The organism is Paenibacillus camerounensis (assembly GCF_000723885.1).
Lineage (GTDB): Bacteria > Bacillota > Bacilli > Paenibacillales > Paenibacillaceae > Paenibacillus_AQ > Paenibacillus_AQ camerounensis.
In genome coordinates this window covers 18,573-43,569 of the sequence record NZ_CCDG010000071.1, presented here as the reverse complement: position 1 = coordinate 43,569, position 24,997 = coordinate 18,573, and the positions used below count along the sequence as shown (strand labels likewise).

Below are 24,997 nucleotides of genomic sequence, written 5' to 3'. Positions count from 1 at the left end.
CTGTCAATGACGGCTGTAATAGGACCTGTCTATTATACCCTATTCCAGCGGCGGAGCAAAGAGAAGCGGCAGCCAGATGATAAAGGTCGTCCCCTCACCCTGACGGGTAACAACCTCAACGGACCCTCCATGCTCATCAATAATCCATTTGGCAATTGACAGGCCAAGGCCGATTCCCTCTGTCATCCCGCGTGATTCATCAGCCCGGTAGAACCGGTCAAAAATATGCGGCACTTCGTCCTTATCCATACCAATACCGGTGTCCTTGATCCGGATTCCAACCTGGTTGTGATAGAACACCGCATCCATGCTGACCTCACCGGACGGTGTGTACTTAAACGCATTGTCGATAAAAATAAAGAGCATCTGCTGCAGATAATCCTTGTTGCCGACGATATATTTGCCGTTCATCTGGCTTAAGTCACCGATCGACCACTCAGACTGCCGCGGCAAAAACGAGGCTCTTCGCGCTACCTCCGTCATAAGCGGCTCCAGCGCAACCGGTTCCTTGTCAAAAGTACGCCCGGTATCCGCCCTTGCAAGTGAGAGCATATCGCCAATCAGCCGGCTCATCCGCTTCGATTCATCGGCAATATCCTTAACCGATTCAATGGACAGCTGGCGGATCTCCGCTTCGCTCATCCGGCTCTGATCCGGCTCCATCTCCCAGACCTTCTGCAGCAGGTCGATATTGCCGCGAATCGTTGTAAGCGGTGTCCGTAATTCATGTGAAGCATCCGATACGAACCTGCGCTGGGTAGCATAGGAATCCTCAAGCTCCCTATAGATCCCTTCCATACGCCCCAGCATACTGTTGACCGTCTCAATCAGCCGCCCGATTTCGTCAGGAGGCCCGTTGTATTCAATACGGGAGCTAAGATCATTGCCGGTCTGAATCCCGTTGGCCGCCTCAATGACCATACCGATTGGACTCATTGATTTGCGCGCAAGGAAGAGCCCGAAGGTAAAAGCGGCAATCAGCGTGGCAAATGAGCCTACCAGCAGAATATTCTTGAGCCGGTTCAGCATCGTGACCTGTTCGCCTGTATACACTGCTACTTGCAGCACACCCGGCATAGCCGTATTGTTAACATTGATCTCAGCAGCAAGCTGATAAATAAGAAAAGGATCGCCGCCATACGAAGCCTGCAGAAACCCCTGCTGTTTGCCCAGATCTTCCTTGGAGGGGATTTTAAATTCCAGATCAATATCTGTCATATTAGGGCTGGGAATCATTTTCTGCAGATCATAGATGTACACTTGAGCAAATAAGCTCTGTCCCGCAGGGCCTCCAAGCACTAAATCCAGCGTACCGTTATTATAATTCCAGACTGACTTGGGCTGAACCTTTGATGCCTGTTCTCTAAGCCGGTCCTTCAAATCCCCAAACGTATTAAAATAGACAAAACCGTAAATTGCGGCTGATAAGGCCAGCAGCATAACGGCCAAAATTCCTGAATACCAGGCTGTCAGCCGCAATTTGATAGACATGTTAATTGTCACCTCTTAAAATATAACCGGCTCCCCGGATTGTCTGAATTAACCGCTTACCTCCATGCTCCTCCGTCTTCTGGCGCAGCATAGCGATGTATACCTCGAGCACATTGGATTCGCCGCTGTAATCATAACCCCAGATTTTGTCCATAATCAGATCTCGGGACAGCACCCGCTTCGGATTCTGCATGAACAGATGGAGCAGCTCAAATTCCTTCGCAGTCAGCTCCAGACGTTTACCGGCGCGGGTTACCTCACGCGAATCCACATCCAGTGTAATATCTTCATAGCTTACTGTCTGATCCGGCGTTCCGTTCTGCTCGCTCTTACGGCGGAGCAGCGCCCGCACACGGGCCAGCAGCTCTTCCAGCGCAAAAGGCTTAACCAGATAATCATCTGCTCCCAGATCGAGCCCCTTTACACGGTGTTCAATCTCATCCTTCGCGGTCAGCATCAGTACAGGAACATTACTGCCTCCCTCACGCAGACGCCGACATACCTCGAAGCCGTCCACCTGAGGCATCATCACATCCAGAACAACCACATCCGGGTCGCTGTTCAGGACCGCACGCAGCCCGTCTGCCCCGTTGGATGCAGTTTTCACGTCATAGCCTTCAAAGGCAAGGCCGCGCCGCAGCATGGAGGTAATCTTTTCATCATCATCAATAATTAATATATTCGGTCGCATCAAGCAGCCCCCATTGTCCAATTCTTTATATCTCTATTGTAGCATGAATGTACGGATTCACGTCCAGCAGCAGCACAAACGGAAGGGTTGCCCCTTCCGCGTACCATTCCGTCTGGTGTGTTTACTGCTCCTGAGTTTGGGTTTTGGTGGTATCAAAATCATTTTTGTTGCCGATTGTAACCGGAAGCTCCAGTGTTTTGCCGTCGCGGACCACATTCAGAGTGACCTGGTCACCAACCTTCAGGGATTGAATATAGGTAATCAGCTCCTGGCTGGTCGCATACTTCGTACCGTTCACACCTGTAATGATATCGTAAGGGCGCAGATCTGCAGTATAGGCAGGCGATTTGAATACAATCTCCGCTACTACTGATCCTTCAGTAATGTCAGTGCCCATCTGCTGTGCCACCTGATCTGTAATGGTCATAAGTGATGCGCCGATGAACGGAACCGGCTCTTTGGGAATTTCCTGATTGGCCTCCAGCTTGTCTACAACCTCTTTAATGGTGTTGACTGCAATTGCAAAACCGATACCCTGTGACTCTGTGCTCACCGCCACGTTCATCCCGATTACTTCACCGTTCAGGTTAAGCAGCGGTCCGCCGGAGTTGCCGGGATTAATCGATGCATCGGTCTGCAGCAGGTTTTTGTAGTTGCGCGTACCGCTGCCGTCTTCTTCGTTAATATCAATGCTGCGTCCTTTCGCACTCAGCACACCGGCAGTAACCGTATGGTCAAAGCCCTGCGGGTTACCGATGGCAACAACCTCGGAGCCGACCTTGAGACTGTCAGAATCGCCAAGCGCTACTGTTGGGAAATCTGCGCCTTCAATTTTCAGAACCGCAAGATCCAGATCCTTGCTGGAGCCCAGCAGCTTAGCTTCATAAAGCTTGGTAGTTCCGTCAACAGTAACCTGGATGACATCTGCTCCCTCAATAACGTGCTGATTCGTTAGAATGTAGCCGGAAGACTCGTAGATGAAGCCTGTTCCGATACCGTAAGGAGTCAGCTGGGAATCCGAGTTATTCTCGGACTGTGACTGTGAATTCTGGTCTGTTCCGGAAGAACCGCTTCCTCCGAACTGGTCACCGAAGAAGAATTGCGAGAACGGATCGCTCATATTCGGATTAGACGAGCTTCTGCTGGAGCTCTTCACCAGCGTTTCAATCTTGACTACCGCCGGTCCAACCGAATCTACAACATTGGAAACATCTCTAGTACCGGTTACCAGTGAAGTCGTAGAAGTGGAAGGGCTCACACCTGCGCTGCCGACAGCCGATTTGGCCGTTGTACTTGCCACAGAGGCTGTAGTTGCCTGGTCACCCGTGAACCAGTTGCCCCGGTCTGCCATAAACATCGAACCGGATAATACAACCATTCCGGCCAGGAAAGATACCAGCACTGCTTTAACAGGCTTCTTAGGCTTGTGGTTATACTGCCAGCCGTTTCCGCCGTCCGAACCATTCCCGCCGCCATTGCCCCGTCCGCCGTTACCGTCATATCCGCCTGTACGGAGCGATGTGCTGTAAGGAAGCTGCTTGACCGGCTGCGGTGTTGTAACCTCTACACGTTCAGGCTCACGCCGGTTATAGTGCTGTCCGTTCTCCTGATTGGCTTCATCGTTATTGATAGATTTGAAAGGTCCGTAAGAATAGTAGTATGAAGAGCCGGAATCGGATTCGGATTGACTACGGTTAGCTGAAATGTCGTTGCCGGAGTTCTGATTAGAAGTATTTGAATGATCCCATTCCCGGTTCGGTGTCGGTTCGTTATCTCGATTAAAATTGTTTTTGTTGTTTTCCATGGTTGCTTTCCTCCCGTGCCTTGTCTGTCTGACAAGGAGTATTGTGTTTTCTTCTTGTTCTTATTTTGTACTTTAAACCTTAACTCTACATTAAAAACAATTTAACCAGAGATAAAAGATGAGGGAATTTGGGCTGCAGCGGCCAATAAAGATGCAAAAAAATCCCGGTGCATGAATGCATCGGGATCTTCTTGGATATTTATATGATGATTAACCCCGCACGCTAACCCTGCGCCCAGCCCTTGCGGTGTGCGTAAATGGCCAGCTGGGTTCGGTCGTCCAGCTCACATTTCATCAGCAGGTTGCTGACATGCGTCTTGACCGTCTTGATGCTGATGTGCAGCTCCTCACCAATATCCTTGTTTGTTTTGCCCTCGGCAATAAGAAGGAGGACTTCCTTCTCGCGTTCGGTCAGGCCTGAGGAGTCTCCTTGAACGGTCCGCTGGCGGATGCCGCGGGTTAACGCCTGCGAGACATCACCAGTCATAACCGGCATACCGCGGTAAGCCCCCTGCAGTGCATAGATCAGTTCTTCGGCAGAGACCGTCTTAAGCACATAGCTGACGGCACCGGCTTCAATGGCGTCTACTACCAGATCATCCTCCAGGAAGCTGGTAAGAATAACGATCTTCAGACCCGGAAATTCAGCCAGCACAGCCCGGGTGGTCTCGGCTCCGTTCATCACCGGCATCATCAGATCCATCAGCACCAGATCCGGCAGACTCTCCCGTTCCCAGCCGCGCAGCGTATTCAGCGCCTCTTCACCGTTGGCGGCTTCGCCGATAACTTCAAACTTCGGGTCCAGCATAAGATAGGTTTTGAGCCCCATCCGCACCATGTCATGATCATCCACCAGCAGCACCTTTATGACACTCATATCTGCTCCTCCTGTTCCTGATTGCCTTGTACAAACTTTGGTATATGTACGCGGATTGTCGTCCCCGCTCCTTTACGGCTGATAATCTCCACTTGTCCGCCCAGCTTTTCCGCACGCTCGCGCATTGTGGTAAGTCCATACGAACCCTGCTTATGCTGCACATGCTCAAACCCCTGGCCGTCATCACTGATGCTCAGCACGACCTGTCTGGGCGCCTCGCGCAGTGACAGGCTGACCACACGCGCTCCGGCATGCTTAACAATATTAGCCATAGACTCCTGGATAATGAGAAACAGCTGGTGTTCAATTGCCTCCGACAGCTCTCCTTGCAGCTCCAGCTCCTTGACGCCTTTAAGCCCGTTCTGGCGGCAATAATCGGGGAACCATTTTTCCAGTGCCTCAAACAGATTGCGCCCCTCCAGCTCCACCGGTCGCAGCTGGGCAATTAGAGCTCTCATCTGCTTTTGCGCCATCTGCGACATCGTAATGAGCTGCTGCATGACCGTTATTCCCTGCTGCTCATTGCGTTCCAGCACTTTAGGCAGCGAAGAAGCAGACATATGGATCGCGAACAGCTGCTGGCTTACCGTGTCATGCAAATCACGGGCCATCCGCCGCCGTTCCTCCAATACCGCACTCTCCGCCGCCTTCTCCTTCTCAATCACTTCCTGTTCGCCGAGACGCTGCAGAATCTGCATTTTATTCTCAACGGTATCCATCATCATATTAAATTCATGATACACCCTGGCAAAAGACTGGTCATCGCTCTCCGGCATCCTTACGGACAGATTGCCTTTGGCGACCTGCAGCATATTTAGGTCGAGATGATCAATCCGCCGCTGAATCCGCTGCCCGGCCATATAACCGACGATGATGTTGAACAGCACGATCCCGAGGATAAGATACAGCCACATCCGGTAATCCACAACCTCTATATAGCCCAGGCATGTCCCCATATAGACCAGACCGGCAGCAACGCCGCCGCTGAGGAGGAAATAAAGCAGCAGCAGCCATTTGGTATTGCTGAAGATTGTCCCCATTGTCAGCCCACCGTTTTAACCTTGATGTCACCGATGAAAGCACTGACGTTGATCCGGATTTTTTTACCCGCTTCCTTATAATACGGGGTCTTGCACTGCACACTGCTCATGAAACCGCTGCGCGTCTGCTCCAGCACCTGCATGTCCCCGATGAAGGAGCTGCTGTTAACCGAGACACCCAGGTCCATATCGTCAGGGATATAGACCTTGATGTCGCCGACAAACGCCGAAATGTTAATCTTGGTCTCGCCGTAAGGAATCTGCGCATTGGTCAGATCAAGCACCGTATCTCCGATGAACTGTGAAATATTCGTGTGCTTCAGCTGAAAATGCTCCTTACCCATATGCACATCTCCGATGAAGGCCGAACGGTTGGTCGTTTCCTTATCATTGTGCTCTTCATGGAACTCCTCATGCCATTCACCGTGTCTGCGGGCATGCCGCTGCTGGCGCTCCCGGCGCCGCTGCTCATGCCGCTCCCGGTTCTCCTTCCAGTGACCCTCCGAGGCCGACTGGAAATACCCCTTCGGGCTCTGATCCGCGTCATGCTCATCCTGATCTTCCTTGGATAAATAACCGTTCCAGTCACGCTCTCCGGCAGGCTTGCCGAATTTCTGCTCAAACTGCTCGTCGAGTGTTGATTCCAGCGGCTTTGGTGCAGGTACCGGGTCATTCGCTCCAGGTCCGGGCGGATAGAAGTCCGGCGGTGAGGAAGGTGACGGTGGCACAGGCGGGATATTCCGGCCGCGCGGTCTGAAAATGACATACAGCCCTCCGCCGATAAGCATTACCGGAAAGAGCAGCTTGAAGAAATCACCGGGCGAAACATCGAACCATTCCAGATTCCGGCCCAGGAAATACACTCCGAGAGCCAGGAAAAAGAATCCCCAGAAGGCCGAAGAGCCTTTTGACCCGTTATCATTGGTGGACAGAAAATTCTGCAGCCCCATCCAGATCAGAACAAGCGGCCAATAATCGGAAATCAGAGAGCCTATGCTGAAATCGGTATATCCCATCTGTCTCAGCAGGAACATTCCGCCGAGCCCGATCAGGATCAGTCCGCCAAGAATCTGGCTCGTGAACCTTCTTTTCATCCTACATTTCCCCTTTATGCTGTCATATTCGCCTTCATGCGTAACTTATACCACTAGTCTACAGCATTATGGGGAGACGGAACAGCGCCGTGAGAAGGAATACAGCCTCAGTCTCTGGACCGAGCCTCCTGGAATGATAAGGGATAACCATCCCGGCGGCTGCAGTCCTATATAAAAGAAAAAGGACTGTCCCGGCGCCCATAGTGTGAGCAGACCGGAACAGTCCAGTTTTTAGCTTATCGGTATTACTAAGCGTTCACAGCATTACTGCTGCGGTTTTTGTACCGGCTTAGCAAATGTACCCTGCTTCGTTGCGCCGTCGTTTTCAACAGCAAACTCAGCATTGTATTTTTCATTCGGTGTTTTATAATTGTCCTGCACCTTTGGTTTTTTAGCCACTGGATTTCACCCCCTGAGTGTTATCGCTTCAGGGACACTCGCTGTGCCCCAGTCAGTATTATGGGGAGCACAGGGCAGTATTATGCATCTGCAAGTGAAAAAAATTTCAACCTTGGTGAGTTGCTTCGTATTACGCTAAATGATCTCTTCCAAGATATCCTGAGGAACGGTTTTGTACGTCTTAATTGCACTACCAAGATCCTTAAGCATGCCTTCCGTGCATTTCCCGTTACCGCGTTTGATCAGCTGAACGACTACTGTCTTTTTACCCCATTCCTTATACACCTGCTTGGTTGTGGCAAAATACAAGTCAATCTTCCGCCCTTTGATTGCTGAGCCTGTATCGGCAACGACCGCATATCCGTAATCGGGAATATACAGTATGCTGCCCAGCGGCAGAACCTTCGGATCGGCGGCAATAGTGGACACTGAATTTTTGTCCCGGCGCACCTTAACGCCTGAATAGGTAATGCCGTATTGCGGGTGCTTGGATGTTTTGCCCGTAGACTCGTAGCCTGCTGTATATCCGGTAGCTGTAACCTTCATTGAAGTAATAATCTGTTCTGGCGCCGGTGCGGCTACAGGCACGGAAGCCGGCTGCTGCCTGGCTGCGGTATCCGGCTTCTTGACGGCTGGCGCAGCTGTCGGCTGCGGGGCCATTGTCGGCTGCGGGGCCGCTGTTGCAGCCGGCTTCACCCGCGAAGTCCCTCCGAGCTGTGAAGCCCCTGTAAAGAAAGCCTCCTGTGAATGTTCAATGGCACGTCCGGTGATCCGATCCTCCTGCTGAGTCTTTCCGTTAATGCTTGTAAAGAAGGGCGAACCCTGTGTATTTTGAAAATCATCTGCTTTCATCGTGCCGTAGTTCAGCCGGTCTGTAATATCCGCGGTCCCTCTGGCCTCAGCGGATTTCCGCCCGTAATCCGGATAGATACCGGCAACAGCTGATATTAGCACTGCCGTAACCATTACACACCAAAGCCTCTGGCATAAGCCCATTTTGTTCATTTGATAAACCTCCCCCTATTAGCGAAGGTTTCCCGTTTCACAAAATTTTATACATAAAGCACCGTAAGGCGGCTTCATGCGGCTTATGACAGAGGCTGTTAAGGCAGGCTTATACCGCCTGATTAAGAACACAGATGGCCGGTTAAATTAGATGACGCGGCCGGAGATTTCCTTACTCAGGGATTCAATAACTTCATCCAGCAGCTTGGCGCCGATATCGCCTTCTCCGCGTTTGCGGACGGAGACTGTGCCGGCGTTCATTTCGTTCTCTCCGACAACGAACATATATGGAAGCTTCTCCAGCTGGGCTTCACGGATTTTGTAGCCCAACTTCTCATTGCGCAGATCCACTTCAGCACGGATGCCGCTTCTCTGCAGCTTCGCTTCCACATCCTTGGCGTACTCGTCAAATGCTGACGATACAGGAATAATCTTGACCTGCTGCGGCGACAGCCACAGCGGAAGGGAGCCGGTAAAGTTCTCCAGCAGGAAGGCTACGAAACGTTCCATTGTTCCCAGGATACCGCGGTGCAGGACAACCGGACGGTGCTTATTGCCATCGTCTCCAACATACTCCAGTTCAAAGCGTTCAGGCAGCAGGAAGTCGATCTGTACGGTGGACAGCGTTTCTTCCTTGCCGAGTGCAGTACGGATCTGCACATCCAGCTTCGGCCCGTAGAAAGCAGCTTCGCCTTCCGCTTCAAAGAATGGCAGGCCGGCTTCTTCCGCTACCTCGCGAAGCATACGCTGTGCGGTCTCCCACATTTCATCGTTCTGGAAGTACTTCTCGGTATCCTGCGGATCACGGTAGGACAGGCGGAAGCGGTAATCGTGAATCCCGAAATCGCTATATACCTGCTTAATCAGATCGAGCACGCGTTTGAATTCACTCTTGATCTGATCCAGACGGCAGAAAATATGGGAATCATTCAGCGTCATGGAGCGGACGCGGTGCAGGCCGGTCAGTGCGCCGGACATTTCATAGCGGTGCATGGTTCCGAGCTCGGCAATCCGGATCGGCAGATCACGGTAGCTGTGCATGGAGCTCTTGTAGATCATCATGTGATGCGGACAGTTCATCGGACGGAGCACGAACTCCTCGGTATCGATAACCATCTTAGGGAACATATCCTCCTGATAGTGCTCCCAGTGACCTGAGGTTTTGTACAGCTCTACATTACCAAGTACAGGCGTGTATACATGCTGATAGCCGAGGCTTGCTTCCAAATCTACAATATAACGCTCCAGAATGCTGCGCAGCTTGGCACCTTTAGGCAGCCAGATCGGCAGACCCTGTCCGACCAGCTGGTTGAACGTGAAGATTTCCAGCTCTTTACCCAGCTTGCGGTGGTCACGCTTCTTGGCCTCTTCCAGCAGATGCAGATACTCATCAAGCTGTGCCTTCTTGTTCCAGGCTGTTCCGTATACGCGCTGAAGCATTTTGTTTTTGCTGTCTCCGCGCCAGTACGCCCCTGCCACATTCATCAGCTTAAACACTTTAATCTTTGAAGTGGACGGCACGTGCGGTCCGCGGCACAGGTCAAAGAATTCACCCTGCTCATAGATCGAAATTACGCTGTCTTCCGGCAGAGCCTCAATCAGCTCCAGCTTGTACGGGTCGCCCAGCTCACCAAAGATCTCCAGCGCTTCCTTGCGGCTGACTTCCTTGCGCACAATCGGCAGATTCTCATTCACGATACGTTCCATTTCCTTCTCGATCTTCAGCAGATCCTCCGGATTGAGCGGGTGCTCCAGATCCATATCATAATAGAAGCCGTCCTCAATAACCGGTCCCACACCAAGCTTAACTTCCTTAGCACCGAACAGGCGTCTTGTTGCCTGAGCCATGAGGTGAGCTGTACTATGACGTACAACCTCCAAGCCTTCCGGTGAATCCAAGGTAACAATCTCGACAAGAGCACCTTCCTCAAGCGGTGTCGACAGGTCAACGACTACGCCGTTGAGCTTGCCTGCGGCTGCATTCTTACGCAGGCCGCTGCTGATGGAGGCGGCTACATCTTCGATGCTGCTGCCGTTCTCGTATTCCCGGACCGATCCGTCCGGCAGCTTAATACTAACTGACATTGTTATTCCTCCTAGTGGTTGGTTAACGAAAGCGCGTAAAGGCACTGACTGCGGTATGGGGCCATCCACGCAAACAAAAAACACCCGTCCCGCGCAGGGACGAGTGATTACACCCGTGGTTCCACCCAAATTCGATTCTATACCAGAATCCTTCATCAGCATGGGAATAACGGCCATGAACCGGCGGTTCTTACTGTCCCGTACCAGGCGCATAGGCCAACCGGAAGTTCATAACCGCAGCTACAAAGGGGTAGACCGGAAGCCGGATACCGGAGGGACTTGCAGCCTTGGTTCCCTCTCTCTGTAGCGGTCCTGAATTAACGATCCGTGTCTTTGTCGATGCTTTTAACGTGAATTATGCAGTAATTATAAAGCTGTCCGCAGCATCAGTCAAGCCTGCAGTCGCCGGAGAATCGCCAAACTCAGACAGAAGCTGACGGGATCAGCCGAATACCGCATCAGGGCTAATGCTGACTTGGCATTAATCTGCTTAATCTGCTCACTCCTCTTCCCGGCGTTTCTTCCCAGGCAAGCGGCCCGCGCGCTTCAAAGACTCACGCAGCAGGTATTCAATATGTCCGTTTACGCTGCGAAATTCCTCTCCCGCCCAACGCTCCAGCGCTTCATACAGCTCCGGATCAACCCGCAGCGGAAAGCTCTTCTTGGCCGCCATATTTCATCATCCCCTAATATAACGATCCGGCATTAATGACCGGGCTCGCTCCGCGTTCCGACACAATCGCCACCATCAGGTTATTAATCATAGCAGCCTTGCGCTCTTCATCAAGCTCAACTACACCGTTCTCTCGTAGCTGACGGATTGCCATATCCACCATGCCGACAGCACCTTCTACAATAATTTGCCGCGCAGAGAGTATAGCTGAGGCCTGCTGGCGCTGAAGCATCGTGCTGGCAATCTCCGTTGAATACGCCAGGTGAGTCAGCCTCGCCTCAATTACCTCAACACCGGATAGCGACAGGCGTTCCTGCAATTCTGAGGCCAGCTCTTTGGCTATCTCATCGGCATTGGCCCGCAGTGACATTCCCGATTCATTAAAGTTATCATACGGATATTTACTCGCTACATGCCGGAGCGCTGTCTCGCTCTGGATCTCTACAAAAGCCATGTATTTATCCACATCGAACAATGCCTTCGCAGAATTGATAACCTTGAATACAATTACCGCCGCTATTTCAATTGGATTGCCCTCTACATCATTTACCTTCAGCTTGACACTGTTAAAGTTGCGCACCCGCAGTGACACCGTCTTACGGATACTGAACGGAACAACCGCCCACATTCCGCTCTTCACAATCGTTCCGACGTATTGTCCGAAGAAGGTGACAACTATAGACTTATTAGGCTGTACGATAGTGATGCTTGTGCACAGGACTCCGGCAACTATAAACAGAATCACAGGCACCGCAACATATTCCTGGGCTCCCCCGTATATCCCGCCTGCCAGACAGACCGCAATCAGTGCAATAACCCAGAAGCCGCTTACCGGACGCAATACTTTTTCCTTCATTAAAAAGCACCTCCAAAAAGATATGTATTTGATATAATTATGATATCACTTTTGGATACAACTGTAAATCAGTATTATTGAAATCCGCAGTCTTTCTTTCGAATAATCTATTGGATAGGGACGTGACAATGATGAGCGTAAAAGAACAAGTGCTGGACATTATCAAAGCATCAGCAGCCCCGCTAAGCGCAGGTGAAGTAGAGAAGCTCTCCGGGCTGGAGCGCAAAGCGGTAGACAAAGCCTTTACAGAACTGAAGAAGGAAAATGCGATTGTCTCATCGGTCCGCTGTAAATGGGAGGCCGCTGTGAAATAAAGGCCAAGCTGAAATGGACAGGCCCATGCTATCCCGCATGGGCCTGTTTGCTGCAGGTTCAAACTGCATCCCCCCACTAACCGGGACCTTACCATGGAAGCTGACCCAGCTACAATGCGGGGAGCCCATAACCCGTTCGTTCATACCCATAAAAAAGATGCCTCCCCTTCATCCGCAGATGAGAGGGAGGCATCTTCTATATATGCTGAATTATGAGGCTTTATTCTCAAGCACACGGTAGATGATTACCGCTGCCTGGGCACGGTTCGCCATTGCTTTTGGTGCAAATTTGCCGCCGTCTACCCCGTTAACGATACCCAGCTGAGTCAGCTGTGCAATAGCTTCCTGGGCATATGGCGCAATCGAAGCTTTGTCAGCAAACTGCCCGAGAGCTGCAGAAGTATCGACTGGTTCCAGCTGGCCGGCAAGCGCATTGACGATCATGATCGCCATTTCCTCGCGGGTAATTTCGCGGCCCGGTTCAAACTTGCCGTTGCCGGAGCCTTTTACAATACCTGCGCTCACAGCAGCAGCGATAGAATCGGTATACCATACGCCCTGCTTGACATCATTAAATGCTGTGCCGGATGCAGAAGCGCTCAGATTAAGTGCACGTACAAGCATCGTAACAAATTCGGCACGGGTTACTGTCTTGGTTGGTGCAAACTGGCCGTTCTCCAGACCTTTCACAATACCTTTGGCTGCCAGGGATGCGATTGCTTCCTGTGCCCAGACTACATTGCCAAGATCAGTAAAGGAGCCCGGCGCTGCAGAAGGGGCAGGTGTAGCAGATGGTGCTGTTGTTGCTGTTGGAGCTGGTGTAGCAGATGGTGCCGGGGTTGCCGCCGGAGCAGGATTTCCGCCCGGAATAGCCGCCGGAGCCTTAAGATTGTTAGTGATACGGCCTTCTGTCTTAGCTGTAATCGCTCCGCCCTTAAATGTGTCTACAATATAATCATAGAATACATCCAGGTCAATCGGGCCGGGCACAGTCTTGCTGGCTTTGGTCAGTACAGTGTAGTTGTCACCGCCTGCAGCCATAAAGTTATTTACTACAGCCGTATAGCTCTTGCTCATTTCAATCGGTGTACCGTCAGCCTTTGACAGGCTGGAGATACGGTTAGCTACAGGCAGATACATATCAGCCGTGTATTTAAGGCCGGAAATCTGCAGTGTTTTGGTATCGGCAGCTCCGTCAGCCTTCACTGCCCATTGCTGCTGAAGCAGTGTTTTGATCTGCTCTCCGGTAAGGGTCAGCTTAACCAGCGTGTTGCCGAACGGCTGAATTTTGGCCAGATCACCAAAGGATACGTCTCCCTTAGGAAGATCGGCACGGATACCGCCCGGGTTCATGAAGGCGAAATCAGCTGCTTCTCCGTCACCAAAATCAGCCAGACGCATAGCATCTGCAATAAGGTTACCCAGGGAAGCTTCATTGTTGTAAGCATCTGTACGGGTAATTGTACCATCCGTAGTCCCTACAGGCTGGGTCAATTCAGGATGCTTAGCCAGGTATTTGTTAACCAGTGCTACCGTTTCAGGATCAGGTGTTACACCTTCCTGGAAAGTAGAGGTTACTGTTGCAGACTTGGATTTCACATCACCTGTCTTGTGATCAATAACCAGCTTGATATCTTCGAATGCTGTTCCGTAGGAGTAAGCTTGAACAACCAGCTTTCCGTTTACGATATCGTTAGCATAACCGTGGTTATCCCCGGCAACGATGACGTCAACCGGCGAGTTAGCAGGCAGTGCTTTTGCCAGATCAGCTGCTTCACCTGTAGTTACAAAGCCGCTTGCTGCATCTCCCTTTGTAGTAGCAGGGTCATGCGCCAAGACGATAATAGTTTCTACACCTTTATCTTGAAGCTCTTTTGCATACTTCTCAATAGCTGCTACTTCTTCAGTAACAGACAGGAATTTCACACCGACAAGACCGGATGGGGCCACCTTGTCAGGCGTTGCTTTTGTAACCACACCGATAAATCCGATTTTTACGCCGCCTACTTCTTTAATGACATATGGATTAATGATAGGCTCATTGGTCGCAACGTCAATCACATTAGCGTTAATGTAATCAAAGTCAGAACCAGCATGGTTAACGCTGCTGTTCTTAGGATCGATACCACCGAAGATTTGTGTTTTCAGCGCTTCAACACCCTGGTCAAATTCATGGTTGCCCAGTGTTCCGACATCAAATTTCATCAGGTTCATCCACTCATGCGTCGGCTCATCACGTTCAAGTGAGGATACCGGGGCAGATGCGCCTACGGAGTCACCGTTATGGAACAGCAGGGAATGCTCATACTTGTCACGCGTCTGCTTCAAATACGTTGCAAGAATTGCAGCAGTACCTGCATTTTTGCCGCTTACTACCGAAGTAGTATCCAGTTGTCCGTGGAAGTCGTTGATTCCGATCAGGTGTACTTCAACATCTGCAGTAGGCTTAGGCGTTGCTGCCTTGAGATCCATACTGTAAACAGAGAAGCCCTTGGAATCTTTAACACCTGTATCTTCCATATTGTCCGGCAATACTGCTGCCGCTTTAGGTGAAGAAGTGAAGGTAACATTTACGTTGCCCTTGATCGGGGCAATCGTCCAGTTGCCGTCAGCTGTAGGATCAACCGTTCCGGCTTCACTGATATAATCCATCAGCACCTGACGGTTCTCCATCTGGGAGTCGATAATCATAGTAGAGGCTTTGACACCAGGGAAGTTACCGCCGCCGCTTGCACGGTAGTTGTTAGTGACAACAACGAATTCCTGCTCAGGCAGAATTTCCTTACCGCCGTAAGTAACGCTGGTTACGCGGCTGGACGCTGCATCATTGATAGAGCCGTCCGGCTTGTATTTGGCATTTCGGGTTACGTCAATAGTGTACTGAACACCGTCAATAACGTCGAAGTTATATACTGCAAATGCAGGATTAAGCAACGGCTGGGCTGTCGAAATCCCCGGTTTAATCCGGTTGAACGCGCCTGCACTCATTTCAATCCATTCTTTTACAGTAGATCCTTTAACTACAATCGCTTTCAGCGTGTTGTCGTACAGATACAGGTCGCTGGCGCTGCGGATCGTCAAGTCTCCTGTTGCCTGACCAGCAGGGATAGAGATCTCTGTGTATTCCTCAGGACCGTTGCGTCCTGCTTTGAACGGCGCACCCACACTAAGAATCGGATAATCCTTGTAATCAGCCAGTGCCGGGTCTGTGTTAATCAGATTGGACACATAACGCTGCTGTGCATAAGTTACAATCTGAACTGTCGGATCGTCCTGCACCATAGCGAAGAAGCTGTTCATTGGAGCTTTGGTTTCACCCAGCTTCTGGCCGGTGTATTCAATAGTTGCCGCATGGTCGGCACCTACTACCGCATCTACAGCCGGATCGGCTGCTTTACCGGAGATTGAACGGGTGGAAGCCTTGGAGGCTGTTTTGTCTACCGCCCAGCCGTCTCCGTCCTGTACAATCTTAAGATCGATCAGGCCGAGGTAACCGCCGCCATAACCGGCTTGTACCGACGGAGTTCCGTTGATGTGGCCGTTTACGTTGTCGATTGTGGCAGCATCATTATTGTAAGGGGCCTTGGTGTTAGGATCCTTGAAGGAGGCATCCAGTGAAGCATCCGCACCGTTGGTCGGGAATACTTTATGTGTGTGCGAGAAAGTAATCGCATCAATGCCTTTTACTTTACTAAGCTGGTTAATGTCATTTTCTGCACCTGACAGGTTTGATGCAGCAGAAGCATCAAAGCCGGTGTGAGCCATGGCAACAATGACTTCAGCACCTTCAGCCTGCATAAGAGGTACAAATTTCTCGGCTGTTTCGCTGATATCTTTTACAACAACCCTGCCGTCAAGATTAACCTTATCCCACTCCATGATCTGTGGAGTTACAAGGCCAAGCAGACCTACTTTTACAGTATGGGTCAGGCCGTCAGAGCCCACAACCTGCTTCTCGATAATTTCAAAAGGCTTATACGTATTCGTTCTTCCGTCAATGTTATAGATGTTGGCATTGAGATATTGGAAATCCGCAGCAGTATCCGCTTTGTGAGCGGCACTTCCGTTGATCGTACGCTCCAAATATTCCAGGCCGTAGTTAAATTCATGATTCCCGAAGGTTGCTGCGTCGTATTCCATCACATTCATCGCTGCAATCAGCGGATGGATCCGCTCGTCATTAGTCATGAGATCTGACTTGGTGGCCATGTAAGTGCCCAGAGGAGTTCCCTGAATCAAATCACCGTTATCCAGCAAAAGATTGTTTCCGTTTTCAGCTCTGGCTTCTTTAACTAGCGTTGCTGTTTTGTCGAGACCTACTGTCGCCGAAGCAGCATTCTTAAAGTAATCCCAGCCGTAAACATTGGTGTGCACATCAGTCGTGCTCATCAGACGCAGATCTACTGTCACGCCGGCTGCCGGAGCGGCTTCTGCCGTATCAGCTCCAATGAATGAACCTGCCAGCACACCCCCAAAAACCTGTGCAGTCAGAACTGTGGTTGCCAGAAATGATGCTACCGGCTTGTTCCATCGTCTTTCTCCCATAAGTGATTAATCCTCCCAGTTTCTCTCTTTTAGTGACCGAGAACGATTGTATCACAAGCGATTATACGAATCTAGCAATTAGCAAAAAATAGTGCCAATAGTTGTGCAAAATATCATATATTCATGCAAAAACTTAGTCATTGCGCCTTATTCGAAAGATACTATTTTACATAAAATACATATTTCAACAAAAACAGATGTTAGTTTTCAACACATAACGGCGTAATATATCAATAAATCCGGCCGTTTTTCTTAATTCCTATAAAAAACTACGTAAATCTATTTTTATTCAAAATATCTTATTACTATCCATTAACTAACGGAGCGAAAACAGAAGGAATGCTAACATATGCGGCTATGATTTCAGTTTCTTTATTAATACACTTATTCCCTTAACGATCAGAGCTGCTAGGATGCTTACAATTAATAAACTTAAAAACAGGTTAGTCCATATTATTTTCAAAGAAAACCCTCCTCGTGCAGTGTTTTAAATGATCATAGAACTATTATATTGCTGAAATATCACAAAAATATATATTATTCCATATAATCCCACATAGAACACAAATAACGCTTGTTCGATATTAACCCTTCCACAATCGGATTAATACTGAACAAGCGCTGGTATGGTATAAGAAGATTAGTTCTGCATCACAAAATCATTGTCTATCTTCGCATTACCGTCCTCGAAGGTACGCAGGATGTCATAACGCGTATTCCGCTGCGCCGGGATCTTGCCAGCCTCGCGGATCAGCTGGGTAATCGACTCAATGTTAACCTTGTAAGTCGCGCCCGCCGAGGAGACAACATTCTCTTCTATCATTGTACTGCCGAAGTCGTTACAGCCATACTGCAGGGACAGCTTGCCGACCTCAGGCCCCATTGTTACCCAGGAAGACTGGAAGTTCTTGATATTATCGAGCACCAGCCGGCTGATTGCTACCGTCTTCAGGTACTCTTCCGGAGTCTGCCGGTCCAGCTTCAGGTTCGTATTGTCCGGCTGGAAGGTCCAGGAGATGAAGGCAAGGAAGCCCTCGGAATCATATTTGTTAGCAATACATTCATCCTGTGCTTCACGTACCCGCAGCAGATGCAGCGCCCGTTCCTCCATACTTTCCCCAAGTCCGATAACCATTGTAGCTGTAGTGTTCATGCCAATCCGGTGCGCGGTCTGCATAACATCCATCCACTCCCGCCACGAGCCCTTGAGCCGGCTGATCTTGCGCCGGGTGCGGTCGTCGAGAATCTCTGCGCCGCCGCCGGGCAAGGAATCCAGACCGGCTGCATGAATCTCGCGCATTACCTGCTCCAGCGGCAGGCCGGATACTTCAACCATCTTCATAATCTCAGCCGGAGAGAAGGAATGCATCGTAATATCCGGGAAACGCTGTTTGATTCCGCGGAGGATATCTGTATAGTAGCTAAAAGGCAGATTCGGGTTCGTCCCGCCCTGCATCAGAATTTCCGTTCCATTTACAGCAATGGTCTCGGCAATCTTCTGGTAGATGGTTTCATCGGGCAGCACGTAGCCTTCCTCTGAACCGGGTCTGCGGTAAAATGCGCAGAAGCGGCAGTACACATCGCATACGTTGGTATAGTTGATATTGCGGCCAATGACGAAAGTAGCCAGCGGATCCGGATGCCAGCGCTTCATAATAACGTCTGCGGCTGCGCCCATTTTTTCAATTTCGTTGCTCTCGAACAGCCGGATTGTGTCTTCCAGCCCGAGGCGTTCACCCTTCAGCGTCTTATCCAGAATAAGATCTATCGCACTCATCGTTCGCAGCCTCCTTCAAAGTCCATATATTATGGATAATTAAATTTTAGAAAAAAACAGATACAAGCATTCGTTCTTCCATCCTAACATAATCCCGGCAGCTTGAAAAATGTTTTGATGCTGCCGCTCCCGTGTACAGGCGAAACACCTCCATATAACGTGGCTTTAACATGGAAGCTTACTCAGGTCATTTGCGGGCCCCCATGAACATATCCTTTCTTACTCTTCAAAAAAAAGACGGCGGCGCACATGCGGCGCTGCCGTCCCTCCTTTGTATATTTATTCAGCTGCTACAATCTGTTCAAGCTCCGCTCGTGCCGCCTCCAGCGCCTGTGCGAGATCGGCAATCAGGTCATTCTCATGCTCAATGCCGACAGAGAAGCGCAGGAGCCGGTCATCCACACCTACAGCATCCCGGATTTCCACCGGAATATCAGCATGGGTCTGCACGGCAGGATAGGTCATCAGGGATTCAACGCCGCCGAGGCTCTCGGCAAAGGCAATCAGCCGGATATGGCGGAGCAGCGGCTCTACGTAACGGGCATCTTTTACCTTAAAGGAGAAGATGCCTGTGTTGCCCGAGGATTGCCGGTTCTGGATTTCATACCCCGGATGATCCGGCAGGCCCGGATGGAATACTTCAGCAATTGCCGGATGCTCCAGCAGATAACGGGCAAGGGCCAGGGCGTTGCTCTCATGACGTTCCATGCGCAGTGCCAGTGTCTTCATGCCCTTCATCAGCTGATAACTGTCATTAGGCGCTAGTACGGCTCCGAGGGAATTGTGCAGAATCGCCATTTCCGTTGACAGGTCGGCACCTTTGGTTACAATCAGCCCGGCAAGCACATCATTGTGGCCGCCTAAGTATTTAGTTGCGCTGTGTACAATAATATCTGCCCCAAGCTCAAGCGGACGCTGGAAGAACGGTGTAAGCAGTGTGTTGTCTACAATGGTCAGCAGCCCGTGATGACGGGCCCATGTACACACGGCTTCAATATCTGTAATCATCATCAGCGGATTGGTCGGTGTCTCAATGAATACTGCCTTTGTCTCAGGACGGCGGGCTGCTTCCAGCCCGTCCAGATCGTTGGTATCCACATAGGAGGCTGTAATGCCGTACTTGGACAGAATCCGTTCCAGCAGACGATAGGTTCCGCCGTACAGGTCGAGGGAAACAACCAGATGATCTCCCTGTCCAAACAAAGCGAACACGGTGGTCAAGGCTGCCATCCCGGAGCTGCAGGCAAAGCCGGCATCGCCGGACTCCAGCTCAGCGGCCGCTGTCTCAAGAACAGAACGGGTCGGGTTTTTGGTGCGGATGTAATCAAAGCCGGTGCTTTGTCCAAGCCGCGGGTGGCGGAACGCCGTTGCATTGTAAATCGGATAATTAACTGCCCCGGTTGCGGGATCTTCCTGTGAGCCTATTTGTGCAAGTCTGCTTTCAATCCTGAGTTTCTCGTCCATCGGTGAGCCTCCTAATGTGGGGTTGAGTGAATGAATTCCTTCTATATATTAGATAATAGGACCAATATCGTAGGGTGTCTCCTGGTACACATAGTAATTGAGCCAGTTGGCGAACAATAAGTTCGCATGGGCACGCCATACGGCCGGCGGTGTACGCTGCGGATCATCCTTAGGATAATAATGCTTCGGCAGCGCGACTTCCATACCCTTCGCGATGTCACGGTCATATTCCCATTTTAGCGAGAACGGGTCATATTCGGAATGCCCGGTTACAAAAATCTGTTTGCCGTCATGGGTTGCCACGAGGTAGACCCCGGCTTCCTCCGATTCAGCCAGAATCTGCAGTTCGGGATTTGCCTCAATGTCTTCACGCGATACATCGGTATGGCGGGAGTGCGGGACATGGAACACTTCATCAAAGCCGCGCAGCAGCTTAACATTATTATGGCTCACCGTGTGCGGGAACACTCCAAAGCATTTTTCGGCAAGGCTCACCTTCTGAACGCCAAAGTGGTGATACAGGCCTGCCTGGGCCGCCCAACAGATATGCATAGTCGATGTAACGTTGTGCTTGCTCCATTCAAAAATCTGCTGCAGCTCTTCCCAGTAATTCACATCCTCGAACTCCAGCTGCTCAACCGGAGCGCCGGTCACAATCAGTCCGTCGAACCGGCGGTTGCTGATCTCGTCAAAGGTTGTATAAAAGCTCTTCAGGTGCTCCGCAGAAGTATTCTTGGAGGTATGGGAGCTGGGATGAAGCAGAACTACATCAACCTGCAGGGGAGAATTACCGATCAGGCGCAGCAGCTGCGTCTCGGTCGTTTCCTTGGTCGGCATCAGATTGAGGATAGCAATCCTGAGCGGACGGATATCCTGATGAAAAGCCTGGCTTTCATCCATTACAAAGATATTTTCTCCGGATAATACTTCTTTCGCCGGTAAACTGTCAGGGATTTTGATTGGCATTGCTGTGTCCACTCCTTAATCGAATTAGTACCTGAGCTTGAACTGATTTCCATGCAAAAATGACCCTTCTCGCACGAGAAAGGTCATATAGGTTCAGTCATATGTGCCTCTCTCATCTGCCAGAATCAACGCCGGGGCTTTCTCCCCTGCATATCTTCCGCAAGAATTAGCACCGTGCGTCTTCACGCCGGTTGCCGGGTTTCATCGGGCTAGTCCCTCCACCTGCTCTTGATAAGATTTAGCTGTATTCAATTTTTTTCTTAAAATTCACTTTAAATCATGAACCTGCTTTTCGTCAAGTCCATACAATGCTGAAGAGCCTTGAAAATGAAAAGAATTTAGCTTGAAAGAGGCATACCCCGGCGTTATACTAGACAAGTGTTTCAAAAGGCACAAATGACGAGGAGCAGAGGTGAGAGAAGAATGGAAGGCGACCCGGGTACGCAGTTAAGCGTGCAAAGTGAGCAACCACACAGGATTAACATCAGCTTGCCGGCGGCGGGAGCACTACTTCTTCATGCTCTCGAGACGTCATCCTGGCCATGAGCATTGATTGTACTGCCGGCCAAGCTGATTTTTTCCGTGTGCTTTAATTAGCATAACCCTGGAGAAGACCGGGGACATAAGGAGTGAATCAGATGAAAATCCGGCTGGTGAACGCAGGCGTTTTTACCCCGATTGATGACATTGAAGCAACATTGACCGCACCGGCTGAAGGATTCTACTGGATCGATGCTGATGATGAGGACCTGGAGCAGCTCCAGCCTTTGTTCAATCTGCATGATCTTGCCGTAGAGGACTGCCTCAGCGAAGAGGAGCAGCGGCCGAAGATCGAAATTTATGAGAGCCATTATTTCATTGTAGTTAACAGCATCCGGTTTGATGATGAGGAAATCTTCCTCCGGGCGCTTAACGTATTCTTAGGCAGACACTACATCATTACTGTGACTAAGCAAAAAATTCATGAGCTTCGCGTCCTGAAGCCCATCCTGTGGGAACAGGAGGTCAGTGCGCCTGACCGCTTCCTCTACCATCTGATTGACATCGTAGTTGATAACTATTTCTCTGTCGGCGACCGGATTGAAGCACGGATCGAGAAGCTTGAGGAAGATATTCTGATGCATACCAAGAAAACGCATCTGAGCGAAATCATTGGTCTGCGCAGTGAAATTCTGTGGCTGAAGAAGATGCTTGGGCCGCAGAAGGAAGTAATCAACACCCTGAACAAAAAGGATCTGCGCCTGATCGATGACCAGCTGCAGAAATACTTCAGTGATATTTATGAAAATGCGGTTAAGATCTCAGAAACCTTTGAAACCTACCGCGACCTGATGGGCAACTTGCGTGAAGCCTATCAGTCCAGTATCGCTAACCGCGCCAATGAAATTATGAGAGTGTTCACTGCAATTACTACAATATTCATGCCGCTGACCGTCATAACCGGAATATACGGAATGAACTTTGACAATATACCCGAGACCCATTCACAATACGGCTATTATGGCGTTATTGCCGTGATGGTCACACTCGGCTGCGGAATGCTCGTGATTTTCCGCAAGAAGGATTGGCTATGAACGATAACGGACGAATACGCTGAGGCGAAGGCTACCATTACTGCAAAGTATGGGAACCTTCGCCTTTGCCATTTCTAATAGCTTACTGCTGCTCCTGCTGCCTGAGGCTGCTGTGCCCGCCGGAACCGGATACGGATCAGCCGCAGACGCTCATAGTAAAGATCCAGCCCCTCAGACGGCGAGAAGTTCTCCCCGTATGCCTTATATAACGCAGGCTTCAAAAAAGCATCCCCCATCAGCTCATACGCTGTCCAGATGTTAATCTGCTCTTCCGCGCTAACCTCCTGCAGTTCATGCTCAATCAGCTTCTCAACAGAGTAGCCCTCCTTCTCCAGCTCCTCTGCCGCTTCTAGCACCTCACGCCGGCTGATTCCGCCCGCAGCCTGCAACTGCTCCATGCCAAGCCCGTTCTCAATGCCCTGCAGCATTATCCGCCGCAGCCGCAGCTGTTCGAGCTGCTTCTTATATTTGATTTCCTTCTGCTTGTAGAGCCAGGATGAGAAGGCTTCTTCCTCCACAGCTTCATTTACCCAGCTAAGCGGATAGCTGTGCTCCCGCGGGGTATCAGCAGTTATGGCAAGCCAGTCGCTGCCATGCTGCGCGGCCTTGCCTTCCCCGACTCCCGGAATCTGCAGCAGCTCTTCCTCCGTTCGCGGCAGAAAAGCGCTGAGCATACGCAGCAGACGGTTACTGGCGAGAATATACGGCGCCTTCCGTTCACTGGAGGCCTTACCTCTGCGCCAGGCGCACAACGCCTCATACACAGCTTCATTGCCATGCCGCTCACTGTAATACTGCAGCTTCTGCTGCTCACGGCTGCGCTGGGCAAGAGTCTCTTCCTCATGAAATGCGCCTTCAATCAGCGGCCTGTAGCCGTCGCCCATCTTCACTGCCAACTCATGCCTGTACACACAGAGCATCTCGTTCCAGGAGCCGCCTTCATACCAGATATGCTCGTCTACCTCGCGGCTTCCGGAAAAATCCCTCCAGCCGATACGCCAGCATCCCTCCTCCTCACCAATCCAGAGCTGGGCATACACCTCCTGATCGGCTCCGGACACTCTGGACAACCGGTTCAAAAATACAATCTGCATATGAATCCCTACTTTCGTCGTCTTACAGCAGGCACACAAGTAGAAACGGCTACGCCGTCCTAAACAGGACGATATCCGGTTCTGCGGGAAGATAAGGATAAAGGATTGATGAAACCTGTACTTTCTTATCTTTACGCAAAAAAAAGCACCTCTCCCGCGAAAATCGCGAAAGAGGTGCTTCCTCATACATGCTATGCTGTTAGAAACTACAATACCATATATTTCCGTACAGTCAATCTCTTTTTGGATCAGGCTCCTGCAAGTGCCAGCTTGGCCAGGCCGAGCGCTCCGGCAAGCCCGGCATTGTCGCCAAGCTCCGGAGGCACAATGTAGCTGCCGATCTGCTGATTCAGCGCCGGATGCTGAACATAGCCGCTGAGCAGCTCCTGCAGCTTGGCATGAATCAGCGGGAACAGCTGGCTCTGCTTCATGACGCCGCCGCCCATAACAATCTTCTGCGGAGACAGTATCAGCACATAGTTCATCAGCGCATGGGCCAGGTAGTGGGCTTCCATTGCCCAGCCAGGATGATCAGCGTCCAGCTCACCGGCAGGCTTGCCCCAGCGGCTGCCGATGGCAGGGCCGGCCGCCAGACCCTCAAGGCAATCCCCGTGATACGGGCAGAACCCGCTGTAGGTATCTTCCGGATGGCGCGGAACCAGAATATGTCCCATCTCCGGATGGGATAGGCCGTGAATCAGCTGTCCGCCTACCACTGCACCCGCACCGATGCCTGTACCTACAGTAATGTACAGGCAGCTGTCCAGTCCCTGCGCTGCACCCCAGGTATATTCACCGAGAGCAGCCCCGTTCACATCGGTATCGAAGCCAATCGGCACATTGAAATGCCGGGCAGCCGCACCAACCAGATCATAGCCTCCCCAGTGAGGTTTGGGGGTTGTCGTTATATGACCATAAGTTGGACTGCCGGGTATAGGGTCAATTGGCCCGAAGGAGCCGATTCCCAGCGCTTCAACCTTCTTGTCCGAAAAATAGTCCAGTACCAGCCCCATTGTCTCCTCTGGGGTTGTTGTCGGGAAGCTTACCCGGTCGGTTACAGTCCCGTCCTCATATCCGATTCCACATACAAATTTTGTTCCACCGGCTTCAATTGCTCCTAGCACTCTCACAGCAGTATTCTCCCTTCACAAATAAAACGCTCTCTTACAACGATTATACGTGCCTGCAGCTCATATGACAAGCGGTTGACATATAAGCCGGACAAGGGCTTAAAGCCCCTGTAGCATG

General features: G+C 50.8%; 19 protein-coding genes and 1 riboswitch. Of the genes, 2 read left to right on the top strand and 17 right to left on the bottom strand.

The window, feature by feature from the left end:
- Nucleotides 1-39 precede the first annotated feature (39 nt).
- The 11 genes from BN3772_RS24545 to BN3772_RS24500 all read right to left on the bottom strand — a co-directional run bounded on the left by BN3772_RS24545 (nucleotide 40) and on the right by BN3772_RS24500 (nucleotide 12,015).
- A complete protein-coding gene (locus BN3772_RS24545; RefSeq protein WP_042202934.1) occupies nucleotides 40-1,491 on the bottom strand; it encodes a sensor histidine kinase in 1,452 nt (483 codons plus the stop codon).
- Nucleotide 1,492: 1 nt separating this feature from the next.
- Entirely contained in the window at nucleotides 1,493-2,182 is a 690-nt protein-coding gene (locus BN3772_RS24540) for a response regulator transcription factor (RefSeq protein ID WP_042174750.1), read from the bottom strand.
- Nucleotides 2,183-2,303: 121 nt separating this feature from the next.
- The gene (locus BN3772_RS24535; protein ID WP_042202933.1) at nucleotides 2,304-3,986 is read right to left on the bottom strand and encodes a S1C family serine protease; all 1,683 of its coding nucleotides are present in this window, start codon (nucleotides 3,984-3,986) and stop codon (nucleotides 2,304-2,306) included.
- Nucleotides 3,987-4,209: 223 nt separating this feature from the next.
- Nucleotides 4,210-4,863 carry a response regulator gene (locus BN3772_RS24530; protein ID WP_042174746.1) on the bottom strand — a complete coding sequence of 218 codons (654 nt, stop codon included), beginning with the start codon at nucleotides 4,861-4,863 and terminating at the stop codon, nucleotides 4,210-4,212.
- Nucleotides 4,860-5,903, bottom strand: a complete 1,044-nt coding sequence (locus BN3772_RS24525) for a sensor histidine kinase (protein WP_042202931.1) — start codon at nucleotides 5,901-5,903, stop codon at nucleotides 4,860-4,862. The genes BN3772_RS24530 and BN3772_RS24525 overlap by 4 nt, the downstream gene beginning before the upstream one ends.
- A 2-nt stretch (nucleotides 5,904-5,905) precedes the next feature.
- Entirely contained in the window at nucleotides 5,906-6,997 is a 1,092-nt protein-coding gene (gene liaF, locus BN3772_RS24520; protein ID WP_042202930.1) for a cell wall-active antibiotics response protein LiaF, read from the bottom strand.
- A gap of 264 nt (nucleotides 6,998-7,261) precedes the next feature.
- Nucleotides 7,262-7,396, bottom strand: coding sequence for a hypothetical protein (locus tag BN3772_RS31595; protein WP_269322296.1), 135 nt, complete (start codon nucleotides 7,394-7,396; stop codon nucleotides 7,262-7,264).
- A 135-nt stretch (nucleotides 7,397-7,531) separates the two neighbouring features.
- Nucleotides 7,532-8,056, bottom strand: a complete 525-nt coding sequence (locus BN3772_RS31755; protein WP_042202954.1) for a 3D domain-containing protein — start codon at nucleotides 8,054-8,056, stop codon at nucleotides 7,532-7,534.
- A 492-nt stretch (nucleotides 8,057-8,548) separates the two neighbouring features.
- Nucleotides 8,549-10,486, bottom strand: coding sequence for a threonine--tRNA ligase (gene thrS, locus BN3772_RS24510; protein WP_042202929.1), 1,938 nt, complete (start codon nucleotides 10,484-10,486; stop codon nucleotides 8,549-8,551).
- 499 nt (nucleotides 10,487-10,985) lie between these two features.
- Nucleotides 10,986-11,159 carry a type II toxin-antitoxin system antitoxin gene (locus BN3772_RS24505; protein WP_042202928.1) on the bottom strand — a complete coding sequence of 58 codons (174 nt, stop codon included), beginning with the start codon at nucleotides 11,157-11,159 and terminating at the stop codon, nucleotides 10,986-10,988.
- A 13-nt stretch (nucleotides 11,160-11,172) separates the two neighbouring features.
- Nucleotides 11,173-12,015, bottom strand: a complete 843-nt coding sequence (locus BN3772_RS24500; RefSeq protein WP_042202927.1) for an SPFH domain-containing protein — start codon at nucleotides 12,013-12,015, stop codon at nucleotides 11,173-11,175.
- Nucleotides 12,016-12,143: 128 nt separating this feature from the next.
- On the opposite strand from BN3772_RS24500, the gene BN3772_RS24495 reads away from it, so the two are divergent.
- Nucleotides 12,144-12,329: a transcriptional regulator gene (locus BN3772_RS24495; RefSeq protein ID WP_244444828.1), complete on the top strand. Its 186-nt coding sequence runs from the start codon at nucleotides 12,144-12,146 to the stop codon at nucleotides 12,327-12,329.
- A 210-nt stretch (nucleotides 12,330-12,539) separates the two neighbouring features.
- Here the strand turns inward: BN3772_RS24495 and BN3772_RS24490 are convergent, their stop codons facing one another.
- The 4 genes from BN3772_RS24490 to metA all read right to left on the bottom strand — a co-directional run bounded on the left by BN3772_RS24490 (nucleotide 12,540) and on the right by metA (nucleotide 21,081).
- Entirely contained in the window at nucleotides 12,540-16,874 is a 4,335-nt protein-coding gene (locus tag BN3772_RS24490) for a bifunctional 2',3'-cyclic-nucleotide 2'-phosphodiesterase/3'-nucleotidase (protein ID WP_042202925.1), read from the bottom strand.
- 640 nt (nucleotides 16,875-17,514) lie between these two features.
- The gene (gene mqnC, locus BN3772_RS24485; RefSeq protein ID WP_042174736.1) at nucleotides 17,515-18,651 is read right to left on the bottom strand and encodes a cyclic dehypoxanthinyl futalosine synthase; all 1,137 of its coding nucleotides are present in this window, start codon (nucleotides 18,649-18,651) and stop codon (nucleotides 17,515-17,517) included.
- 279 nt (nucleotides 18,652-18,930) lie between these two features.
- Nucleotides 18,931-20,115 (bottom strand): aminotransferase class I/II-fold pyridoxal phosphate-dependent enzyme, encoded by a 1,185-nt coding sequence (locus BN3772_RS24480; protein WP_042202923.1) that lies wholly within the window; start codon nucleotides 20,113-20,115, stop codon nucleotides 18,931-18,933.
- Between the two features lie 48 nt (nucleotides 20,116-20,163).
- Nucleotides 20,164-21,081 (bottom strand): homoserine O-acetyltransferase MetA, encoded by a 918-nt coding sequence (metA, locus tag BN3772_RS24475; RefSeq protein ID WP_042202921.1) that lies wholly within the window; start codon nucleotides 21,079-21,081, stop codon nucleotides 20,164-20,166.
- A gap of 109 nt (nucleotides 21,082-21,190) precedes the next feature.
- A riboswitch (SAM riboswitch) is annotated at nucleotides 21,191-21,319 on the bottom strand.
- 400 nt (nucleotides 21,320-21,719) lie between these two features.
- Between metA and corA the strand changes: the two genes are divergently transcribed.
- The gene (gene corA, locus BN3772_RS24470) at nucleotides 21,720-22,655 is read left to right on the top strand and encodes a magnesium/cobalt transporter CorA (RefSeq protein ID WP_042174732.1); all 936 of its coding nucleotides are present in this window, start codon (nucleotides 21,720-21,722) and stop codon (nucleotides 22,653-22,655) included.
- 74 nt (nucleotides 22,656-22,729) lie between these two features.
- On the opposite strand, the gene BN3772_RS24465 is transcribed toward corA, so the two are convergent.
- Nucleotides 22,730-23,749: an HRDC domain-containing protein gene (locus tag BN3772_RS24465; protein WP_042202920.1), complete on the bottom strand. Its 1,020-nt coding sequence runs from the start codon at nucleotides 23,747-23,749 to the stop codon at nucleotides 22,730-22,732.
- A gap of 248 nt (nucleotides 23,750-23,997) precedes the next feature.
- Nucleotides 23,998-24,879: an ROK family protein gene (locus BN3772_RS24460; protein ID WP_042202918.1), complete on the bottom strand. Its 882-nt coding sequence runs from the start codon at nucleotides 24,877-24,879 to the stop codon at nucleotides 23,998-24,000.
- Nucleotides 24,880-24,997 lie beyond the last annotated feature (118 nt).